We start from the raw sequence: 20,026 nt of genomic DNA on the forward strand, positions 1-20,026 counted from the left end.
TCTGAAGCGGGCAGCGTCTTTCTTCGGGGCGGAGCTCGACCGCCAACACCGGAAGTAGTCGCGTTCATCGACGCGAACAAGACCGACGTCGTCGAGGGTCGCCCGCTGGGAGTCGAGCCCATCTGCGCTGTGTTGCAGGTAGCTCCGAGCACGTATTACGCCGCGAAAGACCGCGCCCCGTCAGTGCGGTCGATCAATGACGCCGTCCTGACCCCTGAGCTTGTCGCTCTCTGGGAAGACAACTACCGCGTCTACGGGGTCCGCAAGCTCGGGAAAGCGGCTCGGCGCGCCGGGCTCGAGATCGGCCGCGATCAGACGGGCCGGCTCATGCGAGCGGCGGGTATCGCCGGGGCGACCCGGTCGAAGCGGGTGAAGACGACCAGACCAGATCCGACCTCACAGCGGCACCCTGATCTGGTGAAGCGGGAGTTCACCGCGGCCGCGCCGAACCGGCTCTGGGTCACCGACGTGACGTTCGTGCCGACGTGGGCCGGCGTCGCATACGTCTGCTTCATCATTGACGCGTTCAGTCGGATGATCGTGGGGTGGCGGTGCGCGTCACATATGGGTACCGAGATGGTTCTCGACGCGATCGAGATGGCCCGCTGGTCCCGGGGCCGCCATCACGAGGATCTGCGTTGCCACAGCGATGCCGGGTCTCAATTCACGTCGATTCGCTACGGCGAACGCCTCGCCGAGATCGGCGTGACGCCATCGATCGGAACCGTCGGCGATTCGTATGACAACGCGCTGGCCGAGACGGTCAACGGCTACTACAAGACCGAACTGGTCCGCGGACCGGCCAGATCTGGCCCCTGGAAGACGGTTGAAGATCTGGAACTGGCGACCCTCGGATGGGTGCACTGGCACAACCCACAGCGCCTGCATGGCTACCTCGGCGATGTCCCACCGACCGAGTTCGAGGAAGCGTTCTATGCTGACCAAACAGCAGCCGACCGGCTGCTGGGAATCAAATAACGCGAGTCTCCATCAAACCCAGAGCGCTTCAGGGCATCCGTCGCGAGCTTCTTGTGCTGGCCGCCACGCAGGGCTCCTTGATGGGCGTAGGCCTCGACCAGGATGCTGAGATCCTCGGTGGCGCCATCCAACTCCACACGTCCGCCGTTACCCGTGGGGATCGACGTCTTTGTGAGCGCGACGTCGAGTCGCTCGCCGAGGGCGGCGATGATGAGCACCTCGGCGCCCCGCTGTGTGTGCGAATCGGAAGGATGAACTGCTGGCAGCTCTTCGTTCACGTTGGCCCATCGAGCTGCGCGTTGGGAACCGCGGGGGAGAGCTCAGGTGTCATCCGTCAAACTCCCACGGCTCCCGATATTGAGCGCCATCACCCAACGCATCCACAAGCTCCTGAGGACAGACGAGTCTGTCCTCTCCATAGTCATGGGAGCGACTCTGATCCCACACGCTGCCAGCCACGGAGGTCACCGAAAGCCGGTAGCAGGTGTAAACGGACGACTGGGACGGCGCAAACCATCCGCCTGTGTCGGAGCTGCCGCCCGGACGGTGCCCGGAGGTCACGAACAGATCAAACCCCACGACCGGGTCATCGAACCTATCGGAGCTTTCGGACACGTTGTAGAAGACGGTCGCGCCGACGGCAGGATCGATGAAGTCGGGACTCGAGACCCCATCCCAGTAGTCCGCAGCATCGCCGAGCGACTCGATGAAGCTCTTCGGGTCAGATCCCGCGAGAGCGCGGTCACCGATGACTCCGTAGACGACGTTCTCCTGCCGATCGAGCTGCAACCAGAGCCTGGAATCGATTGGGGCGGGCGCGCATGCCGCGCACATTAAGAGCGCGCCGACGATCGTGGCGCTCGCGACCACCCGCCTCGCATCAAGGAGCATCGGTCCCATTATCTGCGCATGTGAGGAAGGTCCGTCGCCATCAAAGACTGAACCGGAGTGACACATGCTGCCCGCGAGGTCATGGATCCTTGCCTGCTCGTGGTTCGATCGCCGATGGCCTCGCAACTCGCGATGTCAAGTGGCACGCGAGCGTCGTCGGTCAGAGGTTCCGCAATGCGTCGCGCACCCTGCCTGCTGCTTCCTCGGGGGTAACAGCGGGGATGCACTGGTGATCCAGCGATGCACTCCATTCGGCGGCCGATGGAAGGTGCGCGAAGGACACCTTGGAAGCTCTCGTGTACGGACCCCACCGCCCGAATACCTCGGATGCGGTCGCATCGATGTAGCCGGCCTCGGCGAGTGCCCAGAGATCGTAAAGGTCTCGTGGGGCTTCCCGGTCGTTCCACGAAGACAGCTTCGACGCAACGAACGCTGCGGGGGTGAGTACTCGTAGACGCGCGGGTGGAGCGTCGCTGTAGCGCTGCTCGATATCGACTATCTCGGTGGGCCACTGCGGATAGCCCTCTGACGACAGCAACTGGATCTGCACGCGCACATCCCCTACCTGCATCACGGACGGATGCGGGTGTCTCGCCTCCCTCAGCCGCGGGGTGAACGTCACTGTGCCGAAGCTGCGGCGCAGTTGACGGGTGACAGCCTCCTCGATCTCGTCGGCAATTGCTGACCTGTCGCCGAGTGCAATGAGGTCGATGTCCTCCGAAAGACGTAGTTCCGTGAGGTGTGTGCGCGAGAGCGCGGTACCGCCGAAGAAGACGATGTCGTCGGTGCTCACGCTGCTGATGGCGGCGAGCGCGTGTGAGATGACGTGGTCCCGGGCGACCTGTTCTGAGTCAACTCCGAACGTAGCCTCGACCTGTTCGCGTTCGCCGTCATCGAGGACTCCGGGGACTGGCTCAGCCATTCGCCGTCTCCAGTCGCTTCAGCATGTCCCGTGCGCCGGCCGGCACGATACGAGCGCGCGCGACGATCTTGGCAAACTCATCTGGCTTGACCTGGGGCGTAAGGTTCTCAACGGCGCCCGCGACTTCTCGACCGAGTCCATCGCGATCCATGCGGCCCAGGAGGTCGAACAGGGTCTGCTCGGGTGTCGTGACGAGTCCCTCACCGAGTCCCGTGCGTTCCAATACGAGCTCAAGGGTGTCCATGTTGCGAGGAACGAACTTGACGAGCCCACCTCCCTCAAGGGTGACGGGTGCGTAGCCGCGTCGAGGCACCGCAACCGTGGCGACGCCGATAGCCCGTGGGATGGCAGCCCAGTGGCGCGCGGCGCTGACTCCCATGAGGGCAACTTCTCTCGCGCCGAATCGCGCCGTCGCAAGCGCGAGAGCGGCCGCCTCCAACGGTGGCTTCCATGTCCGACCATCGCGGCCATCAGGAACCGCCGTGTAGACGCCATGAGCTAGCCGCACCAGCGCGCCCTGCTCGACTAGCCGGTCCGTTGTCCGCCAGGTGTTCCGTGCCAGCTCGGGGACCTCCTTCAGGCGCAGGGTGCGAAGCGGTGCCCGCGCGACAGCGCGCACGATGTCAACGTCCGCGGCCATACTTCCTCCTCTTCTCATCGGAAGTATACGCCGGGCGTCTATTTACGATGAGTAAATTGGTGACGCATCCACCCGCGGCAGGCGGAGGATCCTCGCGCCGGGCGCTGGATGGGCTCAGGCTCCGCCGGTGTAGACGAACGCGACGCGGGCGGAGCCGTCTCCGCGGAGGTGCCAGCGGTTCCGCAGCGCACCGGGGTGGGCGACAGCGTCCCCGGCGCCGAGTTCCCAGATCCCGAGGCCTTCGATCTCGAGCGCGATGGCGCCTTCGATGACGTAGTGGATGACTTCGCCATCCGTCTCGAACCAGTCGCCGACCTGCTCGCCGGGGCGGATGACGTACTCCTGCAGCGAGGATTCACCGGCGTGGATGACGCGGGTATGGGCGGTGTCGGATGCCTCAGAGACCGGCACCCACGTGGCATCCGCTGCCCGTGAGACGTGCACGACCTCGGGGTCAGGGTCGGCGGGCAGGAGCGCGGAGGGGGAGATGTCGAGGGCGTTCGCGATGCGATACAGGGTCAGCAGCGACGGCATCGTCTGGCCCGACTCGATCTGACTCAGAAACGGCTGGCTGATCTCGGCGGCCGAGGCGAGCGCCCGCATCGACAGCTTCTTCTCGGTGCGTGCCTGCCGCACCTGCCGCCCGATTCCGACGCCGATCTGCGTCTCGTCGGATGCCGCACCCGACGCACCATCGGAGGTACGCGCGGGAGTGGACACGGCTCCAGAATAGGCCGACCACGCAGTGAGCGCCGGGCCGAGGCATCCGCCCCCCGCATTCAGTCGCGCCGAAGTGTGGGTGGCCGCCACGCGCACTCGCATCATGGCGCGACCGAAAGGCGGGGAGCGTGACGGCATCGCGCTCCGCCAGCCGACCACGCAGTAGCCTCTCGTCAGGGCGATCGGAGCCCGGACTGGATGGGGGTGGGCCGATGTCGGCATCCGGGGAGCGGGAAGCGCTCGCGGCGCGCATCCGCACCGTCGTGTCCGACACCGACGTGCGGGAGATGCGCATGTTCGGCGGCGTCGGCTTCATGGTCAACGACGCGCTTGCGATCGTCGCCGAGCACGGCGGAAGCGCCCTCGTGCGCACGGATCCGGACCTGCGTGACGACCGGCTGAGCCGCGGCGCGATCCCCGCGGTGATGAGCACCGGCCGCGTGATGGGCGACGCGTGGCTGCGGCTTCCCGCGGCGCTGCTCACCGACGACGCCGAGCTCGCCGAATGGGTTGCTGTCGGCATCCATGCGGGCGATCGCCTGCGCGAACAGGGCCGCTGAGCCCGCACAGGCCCACGCGGGGGCTAGTGCCATTCCCGTTGAGTCGCGCCATGTCGTGGGTCAGGATGCCAGACACCCGCGTGGGGGCGCGACTGAACAACCTAGACCCGACGCAGCCAGACTCCGACTGCTGTTGAGTCGCGCCATTGTGCGGGTCTGGATGCCGCACACCCGCGTTTCGGCGCGACTGAACGCGCCCGAACCTCTGAACGAAGCTGGGCTACTCGCCGCGGGCGTTGTAGACCAGGGAGTCGCTGGCGCCGTACGCGCGGTAGACCTCCAGGGCCTCCTCACGGCCGACATCCTGAGTCACCCGGATGCCGCGGGCCTCGAACTGCTCCGCCCAGTCGGCCACCATCGGACCCTCGTCGAATCCCGAGAGCTCTTCGAGCTCGGGACCGGACCCGGCCACGACCAGAGACCGCACGCCACTCCACATCGTCGCTCCGTAGCACTGCACGCACGGGCGCCAGTTGACGACGAGCGACAGGTTCGCACCGTCCTCGCCGAGGTCCCAGCGGCCCAGGCGCTGCTGCGCGAGCCCGAGGGCCATGACCTCGGCGTGCCCCGACGACTTGCCGGTCGAGAGCACGACGTTCACGCCAGCCGAGACGAGCTCGCCCGTGGTGTCATCAACAACGATCGCGGCGAACGGACCGCCGTTGCCCTCGCGCCAGTTGCGGTCGGCGAGCCGGTTCACGAGGGCCATGCGCTCCTCGAGCGTCGGCAGCACGGCGGGCAGCGTGTCGGCCTCGTCGACCAGCCACGTGGGCAGGGTCATGGTGAAGGAAGTCGCGATCGTCATGGTCACTCCGGGTTTCGGGCTGGGGTCGGGTCAGGATGCTGCGCGTCGCCGCTCTGCGCGAGGCGCCACACACGCTGGCGGGTGAAGGGCTGGTGGAAGGGTCGCTTTCCGAGCGCCCGGGCGATGGCGTTGCCGATCGCGGGGGCGACGGGGTTGTAGGGCGACTCGCTCATGGACTTCGCCCCGAACGGCCCGACAGTGTCGGAGGTGTCGGCGAGGAAGACCTCGGTCTCGGGAACGTCCGCGAACTGCGGCACGCGATACACGCGGAACACGGGGTTCAGCACCGCGCCGTCCTCGACGAGCACCTCTTCATACAGGGCGCTGCCCACGGCTTGCGCGACGCCACCTTCGATCTGCCCGCGCAGCTGGGCCGGGTTCATCACGGTTCCGGCATCCGCCGACTGCACCGACTGCAGAATCCGCACGACGCCGGTCTCGGCCTCGACCGCGACCCTTACCGCGTGCACATTGAACGACACCGAACGTAGGTGCCCCTCCTCGTCACCCGTCGCGAACAGTCCGTCCTCATCGCGCTCCTCGTCCGATGCAGCGGCGACCAGATCCGTGAACGACACGACCCCCGCGGGCGTCGCGACTCCCGCATCCGTCAACAGCCCAGCGCCCGGGTCGGTCCCCGTCTGCGCGGCGGCGAGCTCCAGCATCCGTGCCCGCAGGGCCTGGCACGCGGCGGCAAGCGCCTTGCCCGCCACGGTGATTCCCGTCGAGGCGAAGGCGCCGGTGTCGTGGGCGACGGCGTCGGTGTCGGCAGTCCACAGGTGCAGCCGCTCGAACGGTGCCTCGAGCACGGATGCCGCGATCTGCCGCAACACGGTCGTCGTGCCGTTCCCGAACTCGGCGGTGCCGGCGCGCACGACGTAGGTGCCGTCGGGACGCAGTGCCACCCGCGAGCGTGAGACATGTCCGCGCGGGGCGATCGTCGCGATCATCGCGACAGCCATGCCCTCACCGACAGCCCAGCCCTCCGGCGCCCCGACGCCGTTGCCGCGGCGCAGCGCATCCTGCGCGAGATCGAGGCACTGGTCGAGGCCGTAGCTGCCGATGATGAGGTCGCGTTCGTACGGGTCCTCATCCGGATGCAGCGGGTCATCGGCCCGCACGATATTGCGCCGCCGCAGCTCGAAGGGGTCGAGATCGAGCTTCTCGGCGAGCATGTCCATGGCGGATTCCACGCCGAGCATGACCTGCCCGAGCCCGTACCCACGGAACGCTCCCGAGGGCACGTTGTTCGTATACACGGCCTCGGCGTCGATGTGGCGCACCGGCGTCCGGTACACGGTGGTCGACTCGGCAACACCGTGGAACATCACGCCGATCGCGTGGTTGCCGTACGCACCGGTGTCGCTGAGCACGTCGAGCTTCATCGCGGTGAGCGTGCCGTCGGCATCCGCCCCGAGAGTCACCGAGACGCGCATCGGATGCCGCAGCGACGCCCGCGTGAACTGCTCGGTGCGGCTGAACTCATAGGTCACGCGCCGCCCGGTGCGCAGCACGGCCAAGGCGACGAGGTCTTCGGTGAAGATCTCCTGCTTGCCGCCGAACCCACCACCGACCCGCGCGGCGAACACGCGGATCCGTTCGCGCGGCAGGTCGAAGATGTGCGCGAGCTCGTCGCGGGTGAGGAAGGGCACCTGGGTGCTCGAACGGATGACGAGCCTGCCGTCGTCGTCGAGCCAACCGACCGCGCCGTGGGTCTCTAGCTGGGCGTGCGTGACGCGGGAGGTCTGCCAGGTGCCGGTGACGGTGACAGCACTGCCGGCCAGCGCCGCGTCGATGTCGCCCCCGTGCCCCTCGTGCAGCTGCGCGACGACGTTGCGGGATGCGTCGGCGACCCGGTCTTCGGGGGTGCGGCCCGGATGCAGCACGGGCGCGCCCGGGGTGCGAGCCTGCTCGGGGTCGAAGACGGCGGGCAGGATGTCGTACTCGACGTGCACGAGGCGGGCTGCCGCGTCGGCTGCCGCCGCGGTCTCGGCGACGACCGCCGCGACCCGCTGCCCGATGAAGCGGACGGTGTCATCGAGCACGCGCGTGTCATCGGGGTCGTCGGTGCGGTGTTCGTGCCGGGCCGTGGAGAAGCGGGTGGCCGGGGCATCTTCATGCGTGAGGACGGCGACCACGCCGGGAACGGCGCGGGCGGCATCCGTGTCGATCGAGACGATGCGGGCATGCGCGTGCGGCGAACCGACCACGCGCAGCACGAGCGAGCCGGTGACCGGCTCATCGAGCGTGTACGGCTCGCGGCCCTGCACGATACGGCGGGCCGGCTCGGGAATAACCGACGTGCCGATGCCGCCCGAGGCGACAGGCCGCGACGCGGAACCGGTTTCGCGCACCGGGCCGAGCACGGCCGCCGTGATCGCCTCGCGGATCGGACGGTAGCCGGTGCAACGGCACAGGCTCCCCTTCATACGGCGGTCGAGTTCGGGCAGGTCGGCTTCGGTGAGGGTGGATGCCGTCACCGCCATCCCCGGGGTGCAGAACCCGCACTGGAACCCGAAGTGTTCGACCAGCTGTTCCTGCACCGGATGCAGCTCGTCGCCTGGAGCTAGGCCGCCCGCTGTCGTCACGACAGCGCCATCCATGCGCTGCGCCGGCACGATGCACGAATGGACAGGGGCGCCATCCACGATCACGGCGCACGCCCCGCAGTCGCCAGCGTCGCAGCCCTTCTTGACCTCGGTGTGTCCATGCTCGCGCAGGAATGTTCGCAGGCACTGACCCGGAGCGGGGTCGCCGGTCAGCTCGGTGCCGTCGACGGTGAGTCTCATGCGTCCCCCTTCGCGACATCGGCGCGCACCCGCTCGGCGAGCAGGGCGGTGATCGCGCGCCGCCAATCCGCTTCGCCCAGCGCATCGGTGAAGAAGTCGGTCGGACTCGTGACATCCGCCCGCAGCTGCGCGAGATTGGGAAGTCCGGGGTACCGAAAGACATGGGGGGTGAGAGTGGATGCCGTGACCGCGATGACCGTCGACCCGTCCTCGTTGCGGCGGCCGCTCACGACGATCCCCGAGCGGCCGAGCTCGGCGAGGGCCATCTTGTGCAGGCTCACGCGGGCGCGCATCGCGGCCGCGGGAACGTCGAGCGCGCGCAGTACCTCGCCCGGCTGCAGGGTGTTCTTCGCCTGACCGGTGATGAACTCCGAGACCGGCTGTCGACGTTCGCCGCCATCCGGTGTCCAGATCACCGCTTCCCCGCCGAGGGCCGCGAGAAGGGACACCATTGCGGCCGCCGTGAACGACTGGCAGACGTTCCCGCCGACCGTTGCGGTGTTCCATACCTTGAACGACATAAGTAGCGCGTGCGCGGCATCCGGGATCGCTCCCGCGGCGTGCCAACCGTCAGGCACCGACGTCTCGAGCTCGCCCCGCGACCAGGCGACGAGACGTGCGATGGTGCAGGTCGCGGCGACGCGGAGCCCGGCATCCGTGATCTCGACCTCGGGCCAGCCCATGCGCGTGATGTCGACGAAGCCGGTCACCTCGGGTTGCGGTTCGCTCATCAGCCACGTGCCGCCGGCGAGGATCTTCTCGCCAGCCGCGAGAGCGAGGTCGTCGCGCGTGCTCGCGAAGCGGTAGGAGGTGACCGAGGTGATGTCCATGAGCCCCTCCCTCCGGCATCCGATGTTGACTCAGCGAACACTCCGAGTGAAGCAGTCGAGGATTTCGCGAGTGTTTCGCCGCGGCGCGTGCCAGGCTAAGTGAGTCGAGAGGAACCCGGATGCTCATTACCGGAATGGTCTTCGCCGCACTTGCCGCCCTGCTGCACGTATACATCTTCTGGCTCGAATCCCTCGCCTGGGGCGGAGCCCGCAGCCGAGCGACGTTCGGGGTACGCAACGACGCCGAGGTCGAGATCACCCGCGCCTTCGCGTTCAACCAGGGCTTCTACAACCTGTTCCTCGCGATCGCCGCGATCCTCGGCATCGTACTGGCCGCGATCGGCTCGGTGGCTGTCGGTGTGACCCTCATGCTCGTGGGAACCGGCTCGATGCTTGCAGCAGCCCTCGTACTGTTCGTCACCTCGCCCGACAAGCGCCGCGCCGCTGTGACGCAGGGCCTCTTCCCGCTGCTGGCTGTCGTGAGCCTGGTCATCGCCCTGCTGATCGGCTGAACGCGGGACTAAAACCCGACTCTCCCGGCGTTGTGCTTCGGGTGCGCTCGTTCCGGGTGATCCTCGAGAAGCGCCGCACTCGACATCCGTACGAAGGAGAATCATGCGCGCACTCGTGCAGCACCAGTTCGGTGACCCGGCAGAGGTCCTCGCCGTTGAGGAGGTCGAGCTCCCCGAACCCGGACCGGGTCAGGTGCGGTTGAAGGTCGTTCTCAGCCCCATTCACAACCACGACCTCTGGACAGTGCGCGGCGACTACGGCTACAAGCCTGAGCTTCCGGCGCGCGCCGGCACCGAGGCACTCAGCGTCGTCGACGCGCTCGGTGAAGGAGTGACGGGTGTCGCGGTCGGTCAGCGCGTCGTGACGGCATCCGTCTTCGGGGTCTGGTCCGAATACGTGATCGCTCCCGCTGCAGCGCTCATTCCGGTGCCGGATGCCGTCGCCGACGAAGCCGCAGCGCAGATCATCTCCATGCCGCTGAGCGCCGCGAGTCTGCTCGAGTACCTCGAGGTCGGCGAAGGCGACTGGACCGTGCAGAACGCCGCGAACGGCGCCGTCGGACGCCTGGTCGCCCAGCTCGCCGCCTCACGCGGAGTTCGGGTGCTCGGCCTCGTGCGTCGCGCAGCCGGTGTAGACGAGCTCGCTGCTGTCGGCATCCACGATGTCGTTGCGACGGATGCCGAGAACTGGCGCGACCGCGTCGCCGAGATCACCGGCGGCGCATCGATCCGCGCCGGTGTCGACTCGGTCGGCGGTGCTTCCGCCGGAGACGTGACCTCGCTGCTCGGCGAGAACGGCACGCTCGTGGTGTTCGGGGCGATGGCATCCCCGACCATGGAGATCCCGTCGGGCGACGTGATCTTTCGTCAGCTCACGGTCCGCGGATTCTGGGGCAGCAAGGTCAGCGCCGCCATGGATCCCGCCCATCGCGTCGAGCTGATCCGCGAGATCATCACCCTCGTCGCGCAGGGCAAGCTCGATCTGCCCGTGTCGCAGATCTTCGGCCTCGAGCAGATCGCCGATGCCTCGCGCCTGAACTTCGAGCCCGGCCGCGTCGGCAAGGTCATGCTGCGCCCGTAAGCCCGGCGCGAGGCTGACGGAGACCGCCGTCAGAGCTCGAGTTCGACAGCAGTCTCGAGGGCTGCCTCGATCGAACGCATCCACCCCGCCTGCAGGTCTGCCTTCGTGCCCGAGTAGAGCGATGCGCCGTCGACGAGGTTGCTCGAGCACGCGCACACCATGCCGGCGCGAAGGCCCCGCAGCCGCGCGACGATGTAGAGGGCTGACGCCTCCATCTCGACGTTCAGGATTCCCATCGTGTTCAGTTGCGAGATCCACTCCGGGGTCTCGGCGTAGAACGCGTCGTCGCTCACGCTGATGCCTCGGTGTGACGTCGTGTCCGCAGCCTCGGCGATGCGTTCCGCGTGGCGGGCGAGCGTCGTTGTCAGCTCCAGGTCCGGTACGGCCGGGAAGCCCTTGGGGAGGTAGGCGTCAGTCGTGCCGTCATTGCGGAAGCTGCCCTCGCTGACGAGCAGGTCGCCGGGCGCAATGCCCGGCTGCAGACCCGCCGAACTGCCGACGCGGATGAAGGACGTGACGCCCACGCGGGCGAGCTCCTCGACGGCGATCGCGGTGGAGGGGCATCCCATGCCGGTGGAGGTCGCGGTGATGTGACGCCCCTTGTACCAGCCGGTCATCGTGCGGTGCTCGCGGTTGTGTGCGACCTCTTTCACGTCGGTGAGGAACTCGGCAACCAGCGGCACCCGGAACGGATCACCGGGCAGCAGCGCGACGCTCGAGACCTCTCCGGGCGCGATGGCGATGTGATACTGGCGGGCGTCGAGACCTGCTGCTGATTTGTCGACGACTGACATGGGTACCTCCTGGGTTCTGAGACGATCGGGTCGTCGCAGTCCCCGCCCTGGCGCCGGAGCCATGGTTGATAGGACGTGCTCTGCCGTGACGCTAACACCGCGCTGTTTCGCGCCTGTTTCTCGTGCGAGATCAGACCCCGATACGCTCGCCCGCATGACCGCGTGCGGGATTGTGTTGGCTGCCGGGGCGGGGCGTCGATACGGACACCCCAAGATCTTCGCGACGAACGCTGATGGTGTGCTGTGGCTTGAGCAGGTCGTCGTCGCGCTCCGCGAGGGTGGATGTTCTGAGGTACTCGTGGTCATCGGTGCCGAATCAGAGCGCGCGATATCGATCGTTTCGACGCTCGGCGCGGTGAGCGCGGTGGTTGCCGCCGACTGGGAACTCGGGCTCTCGGCGTCAGTTCGTGCGGGACTGGCGGCTGCCGCGAACACGGATGCCGACTCCGCCGTCATCGCACCCGTCGACGTGCCTGGCATGCCGGCATCCGTCGTTGCGCGCGTGCTTCAGGCTGGTGCTGGACGGGAGGGGCTCGCCCGCGCGATCTACGACGAGCGGCCCGGTCATCCGGTTGCGATCGGGCATGATCACTGGGAGCTGGTGGCGGCATCCGTTCACGGTGACTCGGGCGCGAACCGATATCTGGTGCAGCACGCAGCGGTCGCGGTCGAGTGCGCCGATCTCTGGGATGGTTCCGACATCGACGCCCGCTCGTGACGCAGGGAGTCAGGTGCGGAGCACGACGTTGATCGGCTCCTCGCCGCGCTGCATCCGCTCTGCCTGCGTGCGCACCAGTGCCGCGATCCGGGGCCGCATCGCCGCTGACGCCCCGCCGACGTGCGGCGTCAGCAACAGACCGGGGGCCTCCCACAGCGGGTGACCCTCCGGCACCGGCTCCGGGTCGACGACATCGAGTGCCGCGCGGATCCGACCCGCGTGCAGATGGCGAAGCAGGGCATCGGTGTCGACAAGGCTCCCGCGTCCGACGTTGACGAGCAGCGCGTCATCCGGGAGCGCCGAAAGGAAGGCTTCGTTGACGAGCTTCGCTGTCTCTTCCCCACCAGGCAGAGCAAGGATGACGATCTCTGTCCGGGGGAGCAGGCCCGGCAGCTCGTCGAGCGCGTGCACGACCATCCCGTCCTCGGTCCGCGCGTGCGTGGCGACAGCCTCGACGTGGGCCTCGAATCCGCGCAATCGCGCTGCAATCGCCTTTCCCACTCCGCCGAATCCGATGATGAGCACCCGGCGGTCGGCGAGGCTCGAGGGGAATGCATCGCCCTCGCGCGGCCCCGCCCAGCGACCGGCATCCTGCGCCGCGACGAAGCGCGGGATCTGCCGCTGCGACGCGAGCGTCAGCGCGACGGCGAGCTCGGCCGTCGACCCCTCGTGCACTGACGCCGCGTTCGCATAGACGATCCCGGGCGGCAGATGACGCGCGGCAGCCTCGTACCCGATGGACTGACTCTGCACGAGCCGGACCTCGACACCCTCGAGCCGCGCGAGCACCCGGGGGCTGCGCATGTACGGCGGAACCACGATGTCGAACGCCGCCCGCGGCGCCGAATCGCCCATGTCCCACCGCACCACCTCGATGCCGGGAAGCCCTGCGAGGTCTTTCTCGAGCTTGTCGTCGGGTACGGAGATCACGAGAGCGCGCGCGTCGGAAGTCACCCCTTCACGCTACCTATCGCGGCGGTACGGATGCCGATACGCTCGCGTCAGCGCGCGGCATCCATCCTCGCGCGGCGAAGGAGCAGGGATGGAACTGGCGATCAACTACTGGGCTGTGCTTCTCGCAACCCTGTCGACGATGGTGGTCGGGACGATCTGGTACACACCCAAAGTGTTCGGGACGCGGTGGGCGAAGCTCGCGAACGTCGATATGAATCGCCCCGGATCCAGTGCCACACTGGCGATCATCGTGACGGTTGTGGTGAGTTTCGTGTCGGCCTGGGTGCTCGCCGCAGCGACAGTCGTTGTGTGGCACGCCTTCGGCGGCAACTTCCTGCTGACCGCGGTCGGAACCGGCGCCGTGCTCTGGGCAGGCTTCACCGCCGCGCGCTTCATCACCCATGACGCGTTCGAGGGGCGTCCCACCTCGCTGACGGTGCTCAACATCGCGCACGAGCTGGTGACGGTTCTCGTGATGGCGCTCATCATCGGCGTCTGGCCGCCCGCGGGCACCGTCTGAGTTGCCAGCGATGTGAGTACCCTCCTTCAGTCGCGCCGAGATGTGAGTTGCGCGGGTGCGAACCCGCAGGATGACGCGACTGAACTAGTGGGGCGCGCGGTCCAGCACGATTCAGGCGCGCAGTCCGGCGCGATTCGGTAGCGCCGATGTGTGGGTCCTACGGTGCTCGACCCGCAGCATGACGCGACTGAACGATCAGGCTTTGGTTGGGTCGCGTCGTTGTGCGAGTTGCCCGGTGTGGGAGCCGCAGGAAGGCGCGACTGAAACGGGGGGTCAGGCGGCGGCGCCCACGACTGCCGAAATCGCGGACGTGAAAAAGCTCAGGCCGTCGGTGCCCGAGCGCATCGCCGCGCGCGTGTCGGGGCCGAACCCGGGCTCGACGGCGTGCTCCGGATGCGGCATCAAACCGACCACGTTGCCCCGCTCATTCGTGAGCCCGGCGATGTCATCGAGCGAGCCGTTCGGATTGACTCCGAGGTAGCGGAACGCGACGAGACCCTCGCCTTCGATCCTCTCCAGCGTCTCGGCGGAGCAGATGTAGCCGCCGTCAGCGTTCTTCAGCGGGATGACGATCTCTTGCCCGGCCTCGAAGCCGCTCGTCCACGCGGTGTCGGCGTTCTCGACGCGCAACCGCTGGTCGCGACGGATGAACTGCTGGTGCGCGTTGCGGATCAGGCCCCCGGGCAGCAGGTGAGCCTCGACGAGCATCTGGAAGCCGTTGCAGATGCCGAGGATCGGCATCCCCTTCGCTGCGGCATCCGCGACCTCGCGCATGATCGGCGCGTGGGCGGCGATCGCACCGGCGCGCAGGTAGTCGCCGTAGCTGAAGCCGCCAGGAAGGACGAGCGCATCGACGCCAGCGAGGTCGTGGTCGCCGTGCCACAGCGCAACGGGCTCGGCCCCAGCGACACGGATGGCGCGCTGCGCGTCGCGATCGTCGAGCGAACCGGGGAAGGTGATGACCCCGATGCGGACGGTCACTCGATGACCTCGATGCCCACGACATCCTCGATTACCGAGTTGGAGAGAATCTCGTCCGCGATTCGCTGAGCGGACTCCAGGAGCGCGTCGTCGACCTCGCCCTCGACCGTCAACTCGAAGCGCTTGCCGATGCGCACACCGGCGAAGCCGTCGATTCCGAGCCGGGTCAGGGCGCCGGCAACGGCCTTTCCCTGGGGGTCGAGCAGCTCGGCCTTGGGCATGACGTCGACGACGATGGTCGGCATGGGGCGCTCCGGATGTCGAGGGAGGGGGCCCTCTCAGTCTACCGAGCCGCCTGGATGCCGCGCTGACGGCCCGTGATCAAACCGTTACCTGAAATCGTGGGAGCGCTCCCTTGACGATGTGGGAGCGCTCCCGTACCGTGTTCCGCAGTCGTGGGAGCGTTCCCACGGCGGCCAGGGTTCCGCCCTCCCTCGGTTCCCAGGCACAAGCCAACGGGTGCCCGTCCGGCATCCATCACACAAAGGAGTGACTGTGTCATCACGTGCCTTCCGTCGCAGCGCGATCGTCGCCGCAGCATTCGGCGCCTCCGCGCTCGTCCTCGCCGGCTGCTCGGGCAGCGGCGGGGGATCGGCATCCGTCGACCCCGACGAGCCGATCACCCTCACGATCTCGACGTTCAACGACTTCGGGTACACCGATGCGCTGCTTCAGCAGTACATGGATGAGAACCCGAACGTCACGATCGTCCACAACATCGCCGCCACGTCGAACGACGCACGCGCGAACTACTTCCAGAAGCTCGGCAAGACGGGTCTTGCCGACATCGAGGCCATCGAGGTCGACTGGCTGCCCGAGGTCATGCAGTACGCCGACCTCCTCGCGCCGGTTCCCGCCGACCTCGCGAGCCGCTGGCTCGACTGGAAGGTCGAGGCCGCGACCGACCCCGATGGCAACCTCATCGGGTACGGCACCGACATCGGTCCCGAGGCCGTCTGCTACCGCACCGACCTGCTCGAGGCCGCCGGTATGCCCACCGACCCGGATGCCGTCGCTGAGCTCCTCACCGGAGACTGGGACACCTACTTCTCGGTCGGTCAGCAGTACGTCGACGCAACCGGCAAGGCATGGTTCGACTCGGCCGGCGCCACCTACCAGGGCATGATCAACCAGGTCGAGGCCGCGTACGAAGACCCCGAGACCGGGGAGATCATCGCCACCACCAACCCCGAGGTTGAGGACATCTACAACGCGGTGCTCGACGCGAGCGCCACGCAGTCCGCTCACCTGCAGCAGTGGGGAGACGACTGGTTCGCAGGGCTCGCCAACGGCGACTACGCCACGATGCTCTGCCCCGGCTGGATGCTCGGTGTCATCTCGGGCAACGCTCCCGACGTCACCACGTGGAACATCGCCAACGTGTTCCCCGGCGGCGGTGGAAACTGGGGCGGTTCTTACCTGACCGTTCCCGCCAACGGCGCGAACGTCGCTGCCGCGCAGGCGCTCGCTGACTGGCTGACCGCTCCGGAGCAGCAGATCACCGCCTTCGAGGACGCCGGAACGTTCCCGAGCCAGGTGGAAGCTCTCGCTGACCCGATCCTGCTGGACTCCACGAACGAGTACTTCAACAACGCTCCCGTCGGTTCGATCTTCACGGATCGTGCCAACGCGGTGACTGTTGCACCGTTCAAGGGCCAGTACTACTTCCAGATCAACGACGCCATGCAGCAGGCGCTGACCCGTGTCGAAGACGGCACGCAGAACGCGCAGCAGTCGTGGGACCAGTGGGTGTCTGAAGTCGACCTGATCGGCTGATAACCCGGCTGCGGACCCGGCGATCCCGCCGGGTCCGCAGCACATCCCCCTCGATCTCAGGAAGCTCTCGTGACCAGCACACTCAGCCGCCCGGCATCCGACGCCCCGGCGCAGACCCCCGGCCGCTCGCCTCGGCGCATCGGCTTCGGGCACCGGCTCAGCCGGTGGGACCTGAAGCTCTCGCCCTACCTCTACATCTCGCCGTTCTTCATCCTCTTCTTCGTGGTCGGACTCTTCCCGATCGCCTACACGGCAGTGATCTCGTTCATGGACTGGGATCTGGTCCGCAACTCCGGCGAGTTCATCGGCTTCGAGCAGTACACGTGGGTTCTGTCGAACCCCAAGTTCTGGATTGCGCTGCGCAACACCTTCAGCATCTTCTTGCTCTCGAGCGTGCCGCAGCTGATCATCGCGATCTTCATCGCGGCGATGCTCGACCAGAACATCCGCGCCAAGACCTTCTGGCGCATGGGCGTCCTCGTCCCCTACGTCATGGCACCGGTCGCGGTTGCCCTCATCTTCAGCAACATGTTCGCCGACCAGTACGGCCTGGTGAACAACCTCCTCGCCTCGATCGGGATTCCCCCGGTGCCGTGGCACTCGGATGCCTTCGCCAGCCACATCGCCATCGCGACGATGGTGAACTTCCGCTGGACCGGCTACAACACCCTCATCCTGCTCGCTGCTATGCAGGCGATCCCACGCGACTACTACGAAGCGGCGACCGTCGACGGTGCAGGCAAGATCCGTCAGTTCTTCTCGATCACGGTGCCGAGCCTGCGCCCCACGCTGATCTTCGTGATCATCACCTCGACGATCGGTGGCCTGCAGATCTTCGACGAGCCCCGCATGTACGACCAATACGGCACCGGCGGTGCCAACTCGCAGTGGCTGACGATCACCCTCTGGCTCTACAACATCGGCTGGGGCGAATGGAACTTCGGCCGTGCCGCAGCCCTCGCCTGGATCCTGTTCATCATCATCCTCGTGATCGGTGTCATCAACCTGCTCGTCACGCAGAGCGTCGTGCGCACTGAAGGCGGCCGTGGTGAAGTCAGCCGCCGTGAGAGGCGCGCACAGAGCCGCGCCGCGCGCGAACGTCTGGCGGCCGACGCAACCGCCGATTCGACATCCAAGGAGGACGTGCGATGACCGCCGTCGAGCCGATTCCGGTAGCCCCTCACGACGAGCACCCGCCGGAGGAGCGCAAGCCTCGCCGCCGCCGCGGCATCCGTGGCCAGCGCCCCGGGTGGGTCACGTACGCCGTTCTGGGTGTCTTCCTGCTCGGATGCTTCTTTCCCTACTACTGGTCGCTCCTGATCGGTTCGGGCGACTCGAGCACCATCCGCGACCCCAACATGTCGTGGATTCCCGGTGGCAACTTCTTCGCGAACGCCGCTGCCGTGGTCTCTAACCCGGCTGTGAATTTCTGGCTGGCCCTGTGGAACAGCATCTGGAGCTCGGTGGTCATCGCGGCATCCGTCGTGTTCTTCTCGACGCTTGCCGGGTGGGCCTTTGCGAAGCTGCGCTTCGCGGGGAGCCGCTGGCTGCTCGTCTTCGTGATCGCGACAATGGCGGTTCCCACGCAGCTCGGCGTCGTGCCGCTGTACATCCTGTTCGCCGACCTCGGGTGGACCGGCCAGATCGGCGCGATCATCATTCCCGCGCTCGTGACGGCGTTCGGGGTGTTCTGGATGACGCAGTACCTGCAGCAGGCGGTGCCCGATGAGCTGATCGAGGCCGCCCGTGTCGACGGTGCCAGTTCGTTCCGCACGTTCTGGACGATCGGCATCCCGGCGGCGCGTCCCGCCGCCGCGATGCTCGGACTATTCACGTTCGTGACGGCCTGGAACAACTTCTTCTGGCCGTTCATCGTGCTCGACCGGCAGAACCCGACCCTTCCCGTTGCGCTGTCGCTCCTGCAGTCCAACTACTTTGTCGACTACTCGATCGTTCTCGCCGGAGTGATCCTCGCTACGATTCCGCTCCTGATTCTCTTTGTTTTCGCGGGCAAGCAACTCGTGAGCGGCATCATGGCAGGAGCAGTGAAAGGCTGAAATGACCACCGATTTCTCGACCGAAGCCGTGGCTACGGCATCCGCGTCGGCTCGCCCGTTCCCGACCAACTTCCTGTTCGGCGCAGCGACAGCGGCCTATCAGATCGAGGGTGCTGCCCACGAAGACGGGCGACGCGATTCGATCTGGGATGCCTTCAGCCGCGTCCCTGGAGCGGTGATCAATGCCGACAACGGCGACGTCGCGTGCGACCACTATCACCGGTATCGCGAGGATGTCGCGCTCATGCGTGACCTCGGGCTGCAGACGTACCGATTCTCGACCTCGTGGTCGCGGATCCGTCCCGACGGCGGTGCGCTCAACCCCGCGGGGCTCGACTTCTACAAGCGCCTCGTCGACGAGCTGCTGGATGCCGACATCCTGCCGTGGCTCACGCTCTACCACTGGGACCTGCCGCAGGCGCTGCAAGAGCGCGGCGGCTGGGCCGTGCGCGAGACCGCAGACCTGTTCACCGAGTACGCGCTCGATGTGCACGACGCCCTCGGTGACCGGGTCAAGGTCTGGACCACGCTGAACGAGCCCTGGTGCTCGTCGTTTCTCAGCTACACCGCCGGCATCCATGCCCCGGGCCGCTTCAGCGTCGCCGAGGGGATGCTCGCCTCGCACCACCTGCTCCTCGGTCACGGCCAGGTTGTGCGGGAACTGCGCGCGCGCGACGAGTCGCTGAACCTCGAGATCACGCTGAACCTCACGGTTGCCGAGCCCGTTGCCGACGCTCCGGCCGATCTCGACGCCGCACGTCGCATCGACGGCCAGTTCAACCGGTGGTTCCTCGACCCGATCTTCCGCGGTTCGTACCCGGCCGACATCGTCGAAGACATCCGTGCCGTCGACGGGGCTGCGGTAGCCGAGTGGGAGGGGGCTGTCTCGGATGCCGACCTCGCCGTGATCTCGACGCCGATCGACAGCCTTGGGGTGAACTACTACCACGGCGAGCTCGTCGGCGGCACGCCACCGGCGGTCAGCCCCGGCGGCGGCGAAGCGCCCACCGAGCGGGAGACGGCATCCCCGTTCCCCTCGCACAAGGGCATCTTCTGGCACGACCGGGGGCTCCCTCGTACCGCCATGAACTGGGAGATCCAGCCCTCGGGTCTGACCACCCTGCTGCGACGCGTGTGGGACGACTACGCCGAGCCGGCCGGAGTCACGCTGTACGTCACCGAGAACGGTGCTGCCTTCGACGACATCCGTGTCGACGAAGACGGGGTGGCGCGCGTCCACGATGCCGCCCGTACCGCCTTCCTCGAAGACCACCTCGCGGCGATCCTCGACGCTGCGGATGCCGGCGTGGATGTGCGCGGGTATTTCTACTGGTCACTCATGGACAACTACGAGTGGGCGTGGGGATACGAGAAGCGGTTCGGTATCGTACGAGTCGAGTACGACACGCAAGAGCGGGTCGTCAAAGACAGCGGTGCCCGGTACCGCGAGATCATCGCATCGAGGGCGCTACCCGAATCGCCCTAGGCGAAGCGCCCC

General features: G+C 67.2%; 22 protein-coding genes. 10 read left to right on the top strand and 12 right to left on the bottom strand.

Translation table 11 applies throughout. The features are described from left to right. Positions 1–978, top strand: a 978-nt coding sequence (locus AADH62_RS03495) for an IS3 family transposase (RefSeq protein ID WP_341578288.1), incomplete at its 5' end; no start/stop codon positions are given. Here the strand turns inward: AADH62_RS03495 and AADH62_RS03500 are convergent. The 5 genes from AADH62_RS03500 to AADH62_RS03520 form a co-directional block, all read right to left on the bottom strand. After that, positions 933–1,196 (bottom strand): hypothetical protein, encoded by a 264-nt coding sequence (locus AADH62_RS03500; RefSeq protein WP_341578289.1) that lies wholly within the window; start codon positions 1,194–1,196, stop codon positions 933–935. The genes AADH62_RS03495 and AADH62_RS03500 overlap by 46 nt on opposite strands. Before the next feature lie 109 nt (positions 1,197–1,305). Continuing rightward, entirely contained in the window at positions 1,306–1,869 is a 564-nt protein-coding gene (locus tag AADH62_RS03505) for a hypothetical protein (protein ID WP_341578290.1), read from the bottom strand. A gap of 160 nt (positions 1,870–2,029) precedes the next feature. Then, a complete protein-coding gene (locus tag AADH62_RS03510) occupies positions 2,030–2,791 on the bottom strand; it encodes a nucleotidyl transferase AbiEii/AbiGii toxin family protein (protein ID WP_341578291.1) in 762 nt (253 codons plus the stop codon). Beyond that, the gene (locus AADH62_RS03515; protein ID WP_341578292.1) at positions 2,784–3,431 is read right to left on the bottom strand and encodes a type IV toxin-antitoxin system AbiEi family antitoxin; all 648 of its coding nucleotides are present in this window, start codon (positions 3,429–3,431) and stop codon (positions 2,784–2,786) included. The genes AADH62_RS03510 and AADH62_RS03515 overlap by 8 nt, the downstream gene beginning before the upstream one ends. A 114-nt stretch (positions 3,432–3,545) precedes the next feature. Continuing rightward, positions 3,546–4,151, bottom strand: a complete 606-nt coding sequence (locus AADH62_RS03520; protein ID WP_341578293.1) for a helix-turn-helix domain-containing protein — start codon at positions 4,149–4,151, stop codon at positions 3,546–3,548. A gap of 212 nt (positions 4,152–4,363) precedes the next feature. Between AADH62_RS03520 and AADH62_RS03525 the strand changes: the two genes are divergently transcribed. Beyond that, entirely contained in the window at positions 4,364–4,711 is a 348-nt protein-coding gene (locus AADH62_RS03525; protein ID WP_341578294.1) for a TfoX/Sxy family protein, read from the top strand. Positions 4,712–4,931: 220 nt separating this feature from the next. Here AADH62_RS03525 and AADH62_RS03530 read toward each other — a convergent pair whose 3' ends face one another. The 3 genes from AADH62_RS03530 to AADH62_RS03540 are packed head-to-tail and all read right to left on the bottom strand — an operon-like array spanning position 4,932 to position 9,135. Further along, positions 4,932–5,516 carry a nucleoside deaminase gene (locus tag AADH62_RS03530; RefSeq protein WP_341578295.1) on the bottom strand — a complete coding sequence of 195 codons (585 nt, stop codon included), beginning with the start codon at positions 5,514–5,516 and terminating at the stop codon, positions 4,932–4,934. 2 nt (positions 5,517–5,518) lie between these two features. Continuing rightward, the gene (locus AADH62_RS03535) at positions 5,519–8,305 is read right to left on the bottom strand and encodes a molybdopterin-dependent oxidoreductase (RefSeq protein ID WP_341578296.1); all 2,787 of its coding nucleotides are present in this window, start codon (positions 8,303–8,305) and stop codon (positions 5,519–5,521) included. Further along, positions 8,302–9,135, bottom strand: a complete 834-nt coding sequence (locus AADH62_RS03540; protein ID WP_341578297.1) for an FAD binding domain-containing protein — start codon at positions 9,133–9,135, stop codon at positions 8,302–8,304. The genes AADH62_RS03535 and AADH62_RS03540 overlap by 4 nt, the downstream gene beginning before the upstream one ends. 119 nt (positions 9,136–9,254) lie before the next feature. Here AADH62_RS03540 and AADH62_RS03545 point away from each other — a divergent pair, with 119 nt between their 5' ends. Continuing rightward, positions 9,255–9,647 (top strand): DUF1304 domain-containing protein, encoded by a 393-nt coding sequence (locus AADH62_RS03545; RefSeq protein ID WP_292712881.1) that lies wholly within the window; start codon positions 9,255–9,257, stop codon positions 9,645–9,647. Positions 9,648–9,750: 103 nt separating this feature from the next. Further along, positions 9,751–10,728, top strand: coding sequence for a zinc-binding dehydrogenase (locus AADH62_RS03550; protein ID WP_341578298.1), 978 nt, complete (start codon positions 9,751–9,753; stop codon positions 10,726–10,728). Between the two features lie 29 nt (positions 10,729–10,757). On the opposite strand, the gene AADH62_RS03555 is transcribed toward AADH62_RS03550, so the two are convergent. After that, complete coding sequence (locus tag AADH62_RS03555) at positions 10,758–11,522, bottom strand: nucleoside phosphorylase (RefSeq protein ID WP_341578299.1); 765 nt, start codon at positions 11,520–11,522, stop codon at positions 10,758–10,760. A 154-nt stretch (positions 11,523–11,676) separates the two neighbouring features. Between AADH62_RS03555 and AADH62_RS03560 the strand changes: the two genes are divergently transcribed. Beyond that, positions 11,677–12,240, top strand: a complete 564-nt coding sequence (locus tag AADH62_RS03560; protein ID WP_341578300.1) for a nucleotidyltransferase family protein — start codon at positions 11,677–11,679, stop codon at positions 12,238–12,240. 9 nt (positions 12,241–12,249) lie between these two features. Here AADH62_RS03560 and AADH62_RS03565 read toward each other — a convergent pair whose 3' ends face one another. Further along, positions 12,250–13,194: a 2-hydroxyacid dehydrogenase gene (locus AADH62_RS03565; RefSeq protein WP_341578301.1), complete on the bottom strand. Its 945-nt coding sequence runs from the start codon at positions 13,192–13,194 to the stop codon at positions 12,250–12,252. A gap of 88 nt (positions 13,195–13,282) precedes the next feature. Here AADH62_RS03565 and AADH62_RS03570 point away from each other — a divergent pair, with 88 nt between their 5' ends. After that, positions 13,283–13,714, top strand: coding sequence for a DUF1761 domain-containing protein (locus AADH62_RS03570; RefSeq protein ID WP_341578302.1), 432 nt, complete (start codon positions 13,283–13,285; stop codon positions 13,712–13,714). Between the two features lie 273 nt (positions 13,715–13,987). Here the strand turns inward: AADH62_RS03570 and purQ are convergent, their stop codons facing one another. Beyond that, positions 13,988–14,695 carry a phosphoribosylformylglycinamidine synthase subunit PurQ gene (gene purQ / locus AADH62_RS03575; RefSeq protein ID WP_341578303.1) on the bottom strand — a complete coding sequence of 236 codons (708 nt, stop codon included), beginning with the start codon at positions 14,693–14,695 and terminating at the stop codon, positions 13,988–13,990. Then, the gene (purS, locus tag AADH62_RS03580; RefSeq protein ID WP_341578304.1) at positions 14,692–14,940 is read right to left on the bottom strand and encodes a phosphoribosylformylglycinamidine synthase subunit PurS; all 249 of its coding nucleotides are present in this window, start codon (positions 14,938–14,940) and stop codon (positions 14,692–14,694) included. The genes purQ and purS overlap by 4 nt, the downstream gene beginning before the upstream one ends. Before the next feature lie 250 nt (positions 14,941–15,190). Between purS and AADH62_RS03585 the strand changes: the two genes are divergently transcribed. From AADH62_RS03585 to AADH62_RS03600, 4 genes are all read left to right on the top strand, one after another. Next, complete coding sequence (locus tag AADH62_RS03585) at positions 15,191–16,471, top strand: extracellular solute-binding protein (RefSeq protein WP_341578305.1); 1,281 nt, start codon at positions 15,191–15,193, stop codon at positions 16,469–16,471. 69 nt (positions 16,472–16,540) lie between these two features. Further along, complete coding sequence (locus tag AADH62_RS03590) at positions 16,541–17,623, top strand: sugar ABC transporter permease (RefSeq protein WP_341578306.1); 1,083 nt, start codon at positions 16,541–16,543, stop codon at positions 17,621–17,623. Next, positions 17,620–18,528 carry a carbohydrate ABC transporter permease gene (locus AADH62_RS03595; protein ID WP_341578307.1) on the top strand — a complete coding sequence of 303 codons (909 nt, stop codon included), beginning with the start codon at positions 17,620–17,622 and terminating at the stop codon, positions 18,526–18,528. Before AADH62_RS03590 ends, AADH62_RS03595 begins: the two co-directional genes overlap by 4 nt. Before the next feature lies 1 nt (position 18,529). Continuing rightward, complete coding sequence (locus tag AADH62_RS03600) at positions 18,530–20,014, top strand: GH1 family beta-glucosidase (RefSeq protein ID WP_341578308.1); 1,485 nt, start codon at positions 18,530–18,532, stop codon at positions 20,012–20,014. The last annotated feature ends 12 nt before the right edge of the window (positions 20,015–20,026 follow it).

The sequence above is a fragment of the Microbacterium schleiferi genome (genome assembly GCF_038150145.1).
GTDB lineage: Bacteria > Actinomycetota > Actinomycetes > Actinomycetales > Microbacteriaceae > Microbacterium > Microbacterium schleiferi_B.

Coding starts and splice junctions, on each gene's coding strand:
- AADH62_RS03505 (WP_341578290.1), bottom strand. CDS start 1,869: ATGCTCCTTGATGCGAGGCGGGTGGTCGCGAGCGCCACGATCGTCGGC.
- AADH62_RS03510 (WP_341578291.1), bottom strand. CDS start 2,791: ATGGCTGAGCCAGTCCCCGGAGTCCTCGATGACGGCGAACGCGAACAG.
- AADH62_RS03515 (WP_341578292.1), bottom strand. CDS start 3,431: ATGGCCGCGGACGTTGACATCGTGCGCGCTGTCGCGCGGGCACCGCTT.
- AADH62_RS03525 (WP_341578294.1), top strand. CDS start 4,364: ATGTCGGCATCCGGGGAGCGGGAAGCGCTCGCGGCGCGCATCCGCACC.
- AADH62_RS03530 (WP_341578295.1), bottom strand. CDS start 5,516: ATGACGATCGCGACTTCCTTCACCATGACCCTGCCCACGTGGCTGGTC.
- AADH62_RS03535 (WP_341578296.1), bottom strand. CDS start 8,305: ATGAGACTCACCGTCGACGGCACCGAGCTGACCGGCGACCCCGCTCCG.
- AADH62_RS03540 (WP_341578297.1), bottom strand. CDS start 9,135: ATGGACATCACCTCGGTCACCTCCTACCGCTTCGCGAGCACGCGCGAC.
- AADH62_RS03545 (WP_292712881.1), top strand. CDS start 9,255: ATGCTCATTACCGGAATGGTCTTCGCCGCACTTGCCGCCCTGCTGCAC.
- AADH62_RS03550 (WP_341578298.1), top strand. CDS start 9,751: ATGCGCGCACTCGTGCAGCACCAGTTCGGTGACCCGGCAGAGGTCCTC.
- AADH62_RS03555 (WP_341578299.1), bottom strand. CDS start 11,522: ATGTCAGTCGTCGACAAATCAGCAGCAGGTCTCGACGCCCGCCAGTAT.
- AADH62_RS03560 (WP_341578300.1), top strand. CDS start 11,677: ATGACCGCGTGCGGGATTGTGTTGGCTGCCGGGGCGGGGCGTCGATAC.
- AADH62_RS03570 (WP_341578302.1), top strand. CDS start 13,283: ATGGAACTGGCGATCAACTACTGGGCTGTGCTTCTCGCAACCCTGTCG.
- purS (WP_341578304.1), bottom strand. CDS start 14,940: ATGCCGACCATCGTCGTCGACGTCATGCCCAAGGCCGAGCTGCTCGAC.
- AADH62_RS03595 (WP_341578307.1), top strand. CDS start 17,620: ATGACCGCCGTCGAGCCGATTCCGGTAGCCCCTCACGACGAGCACCCG.
- AADH62_RS03600 (WP_341578308.1), top strand. CDS start 18,530: ATGACCACCGATTTCTCGACCGAAGCCGTGGCTACGGCATCCGCGTCG.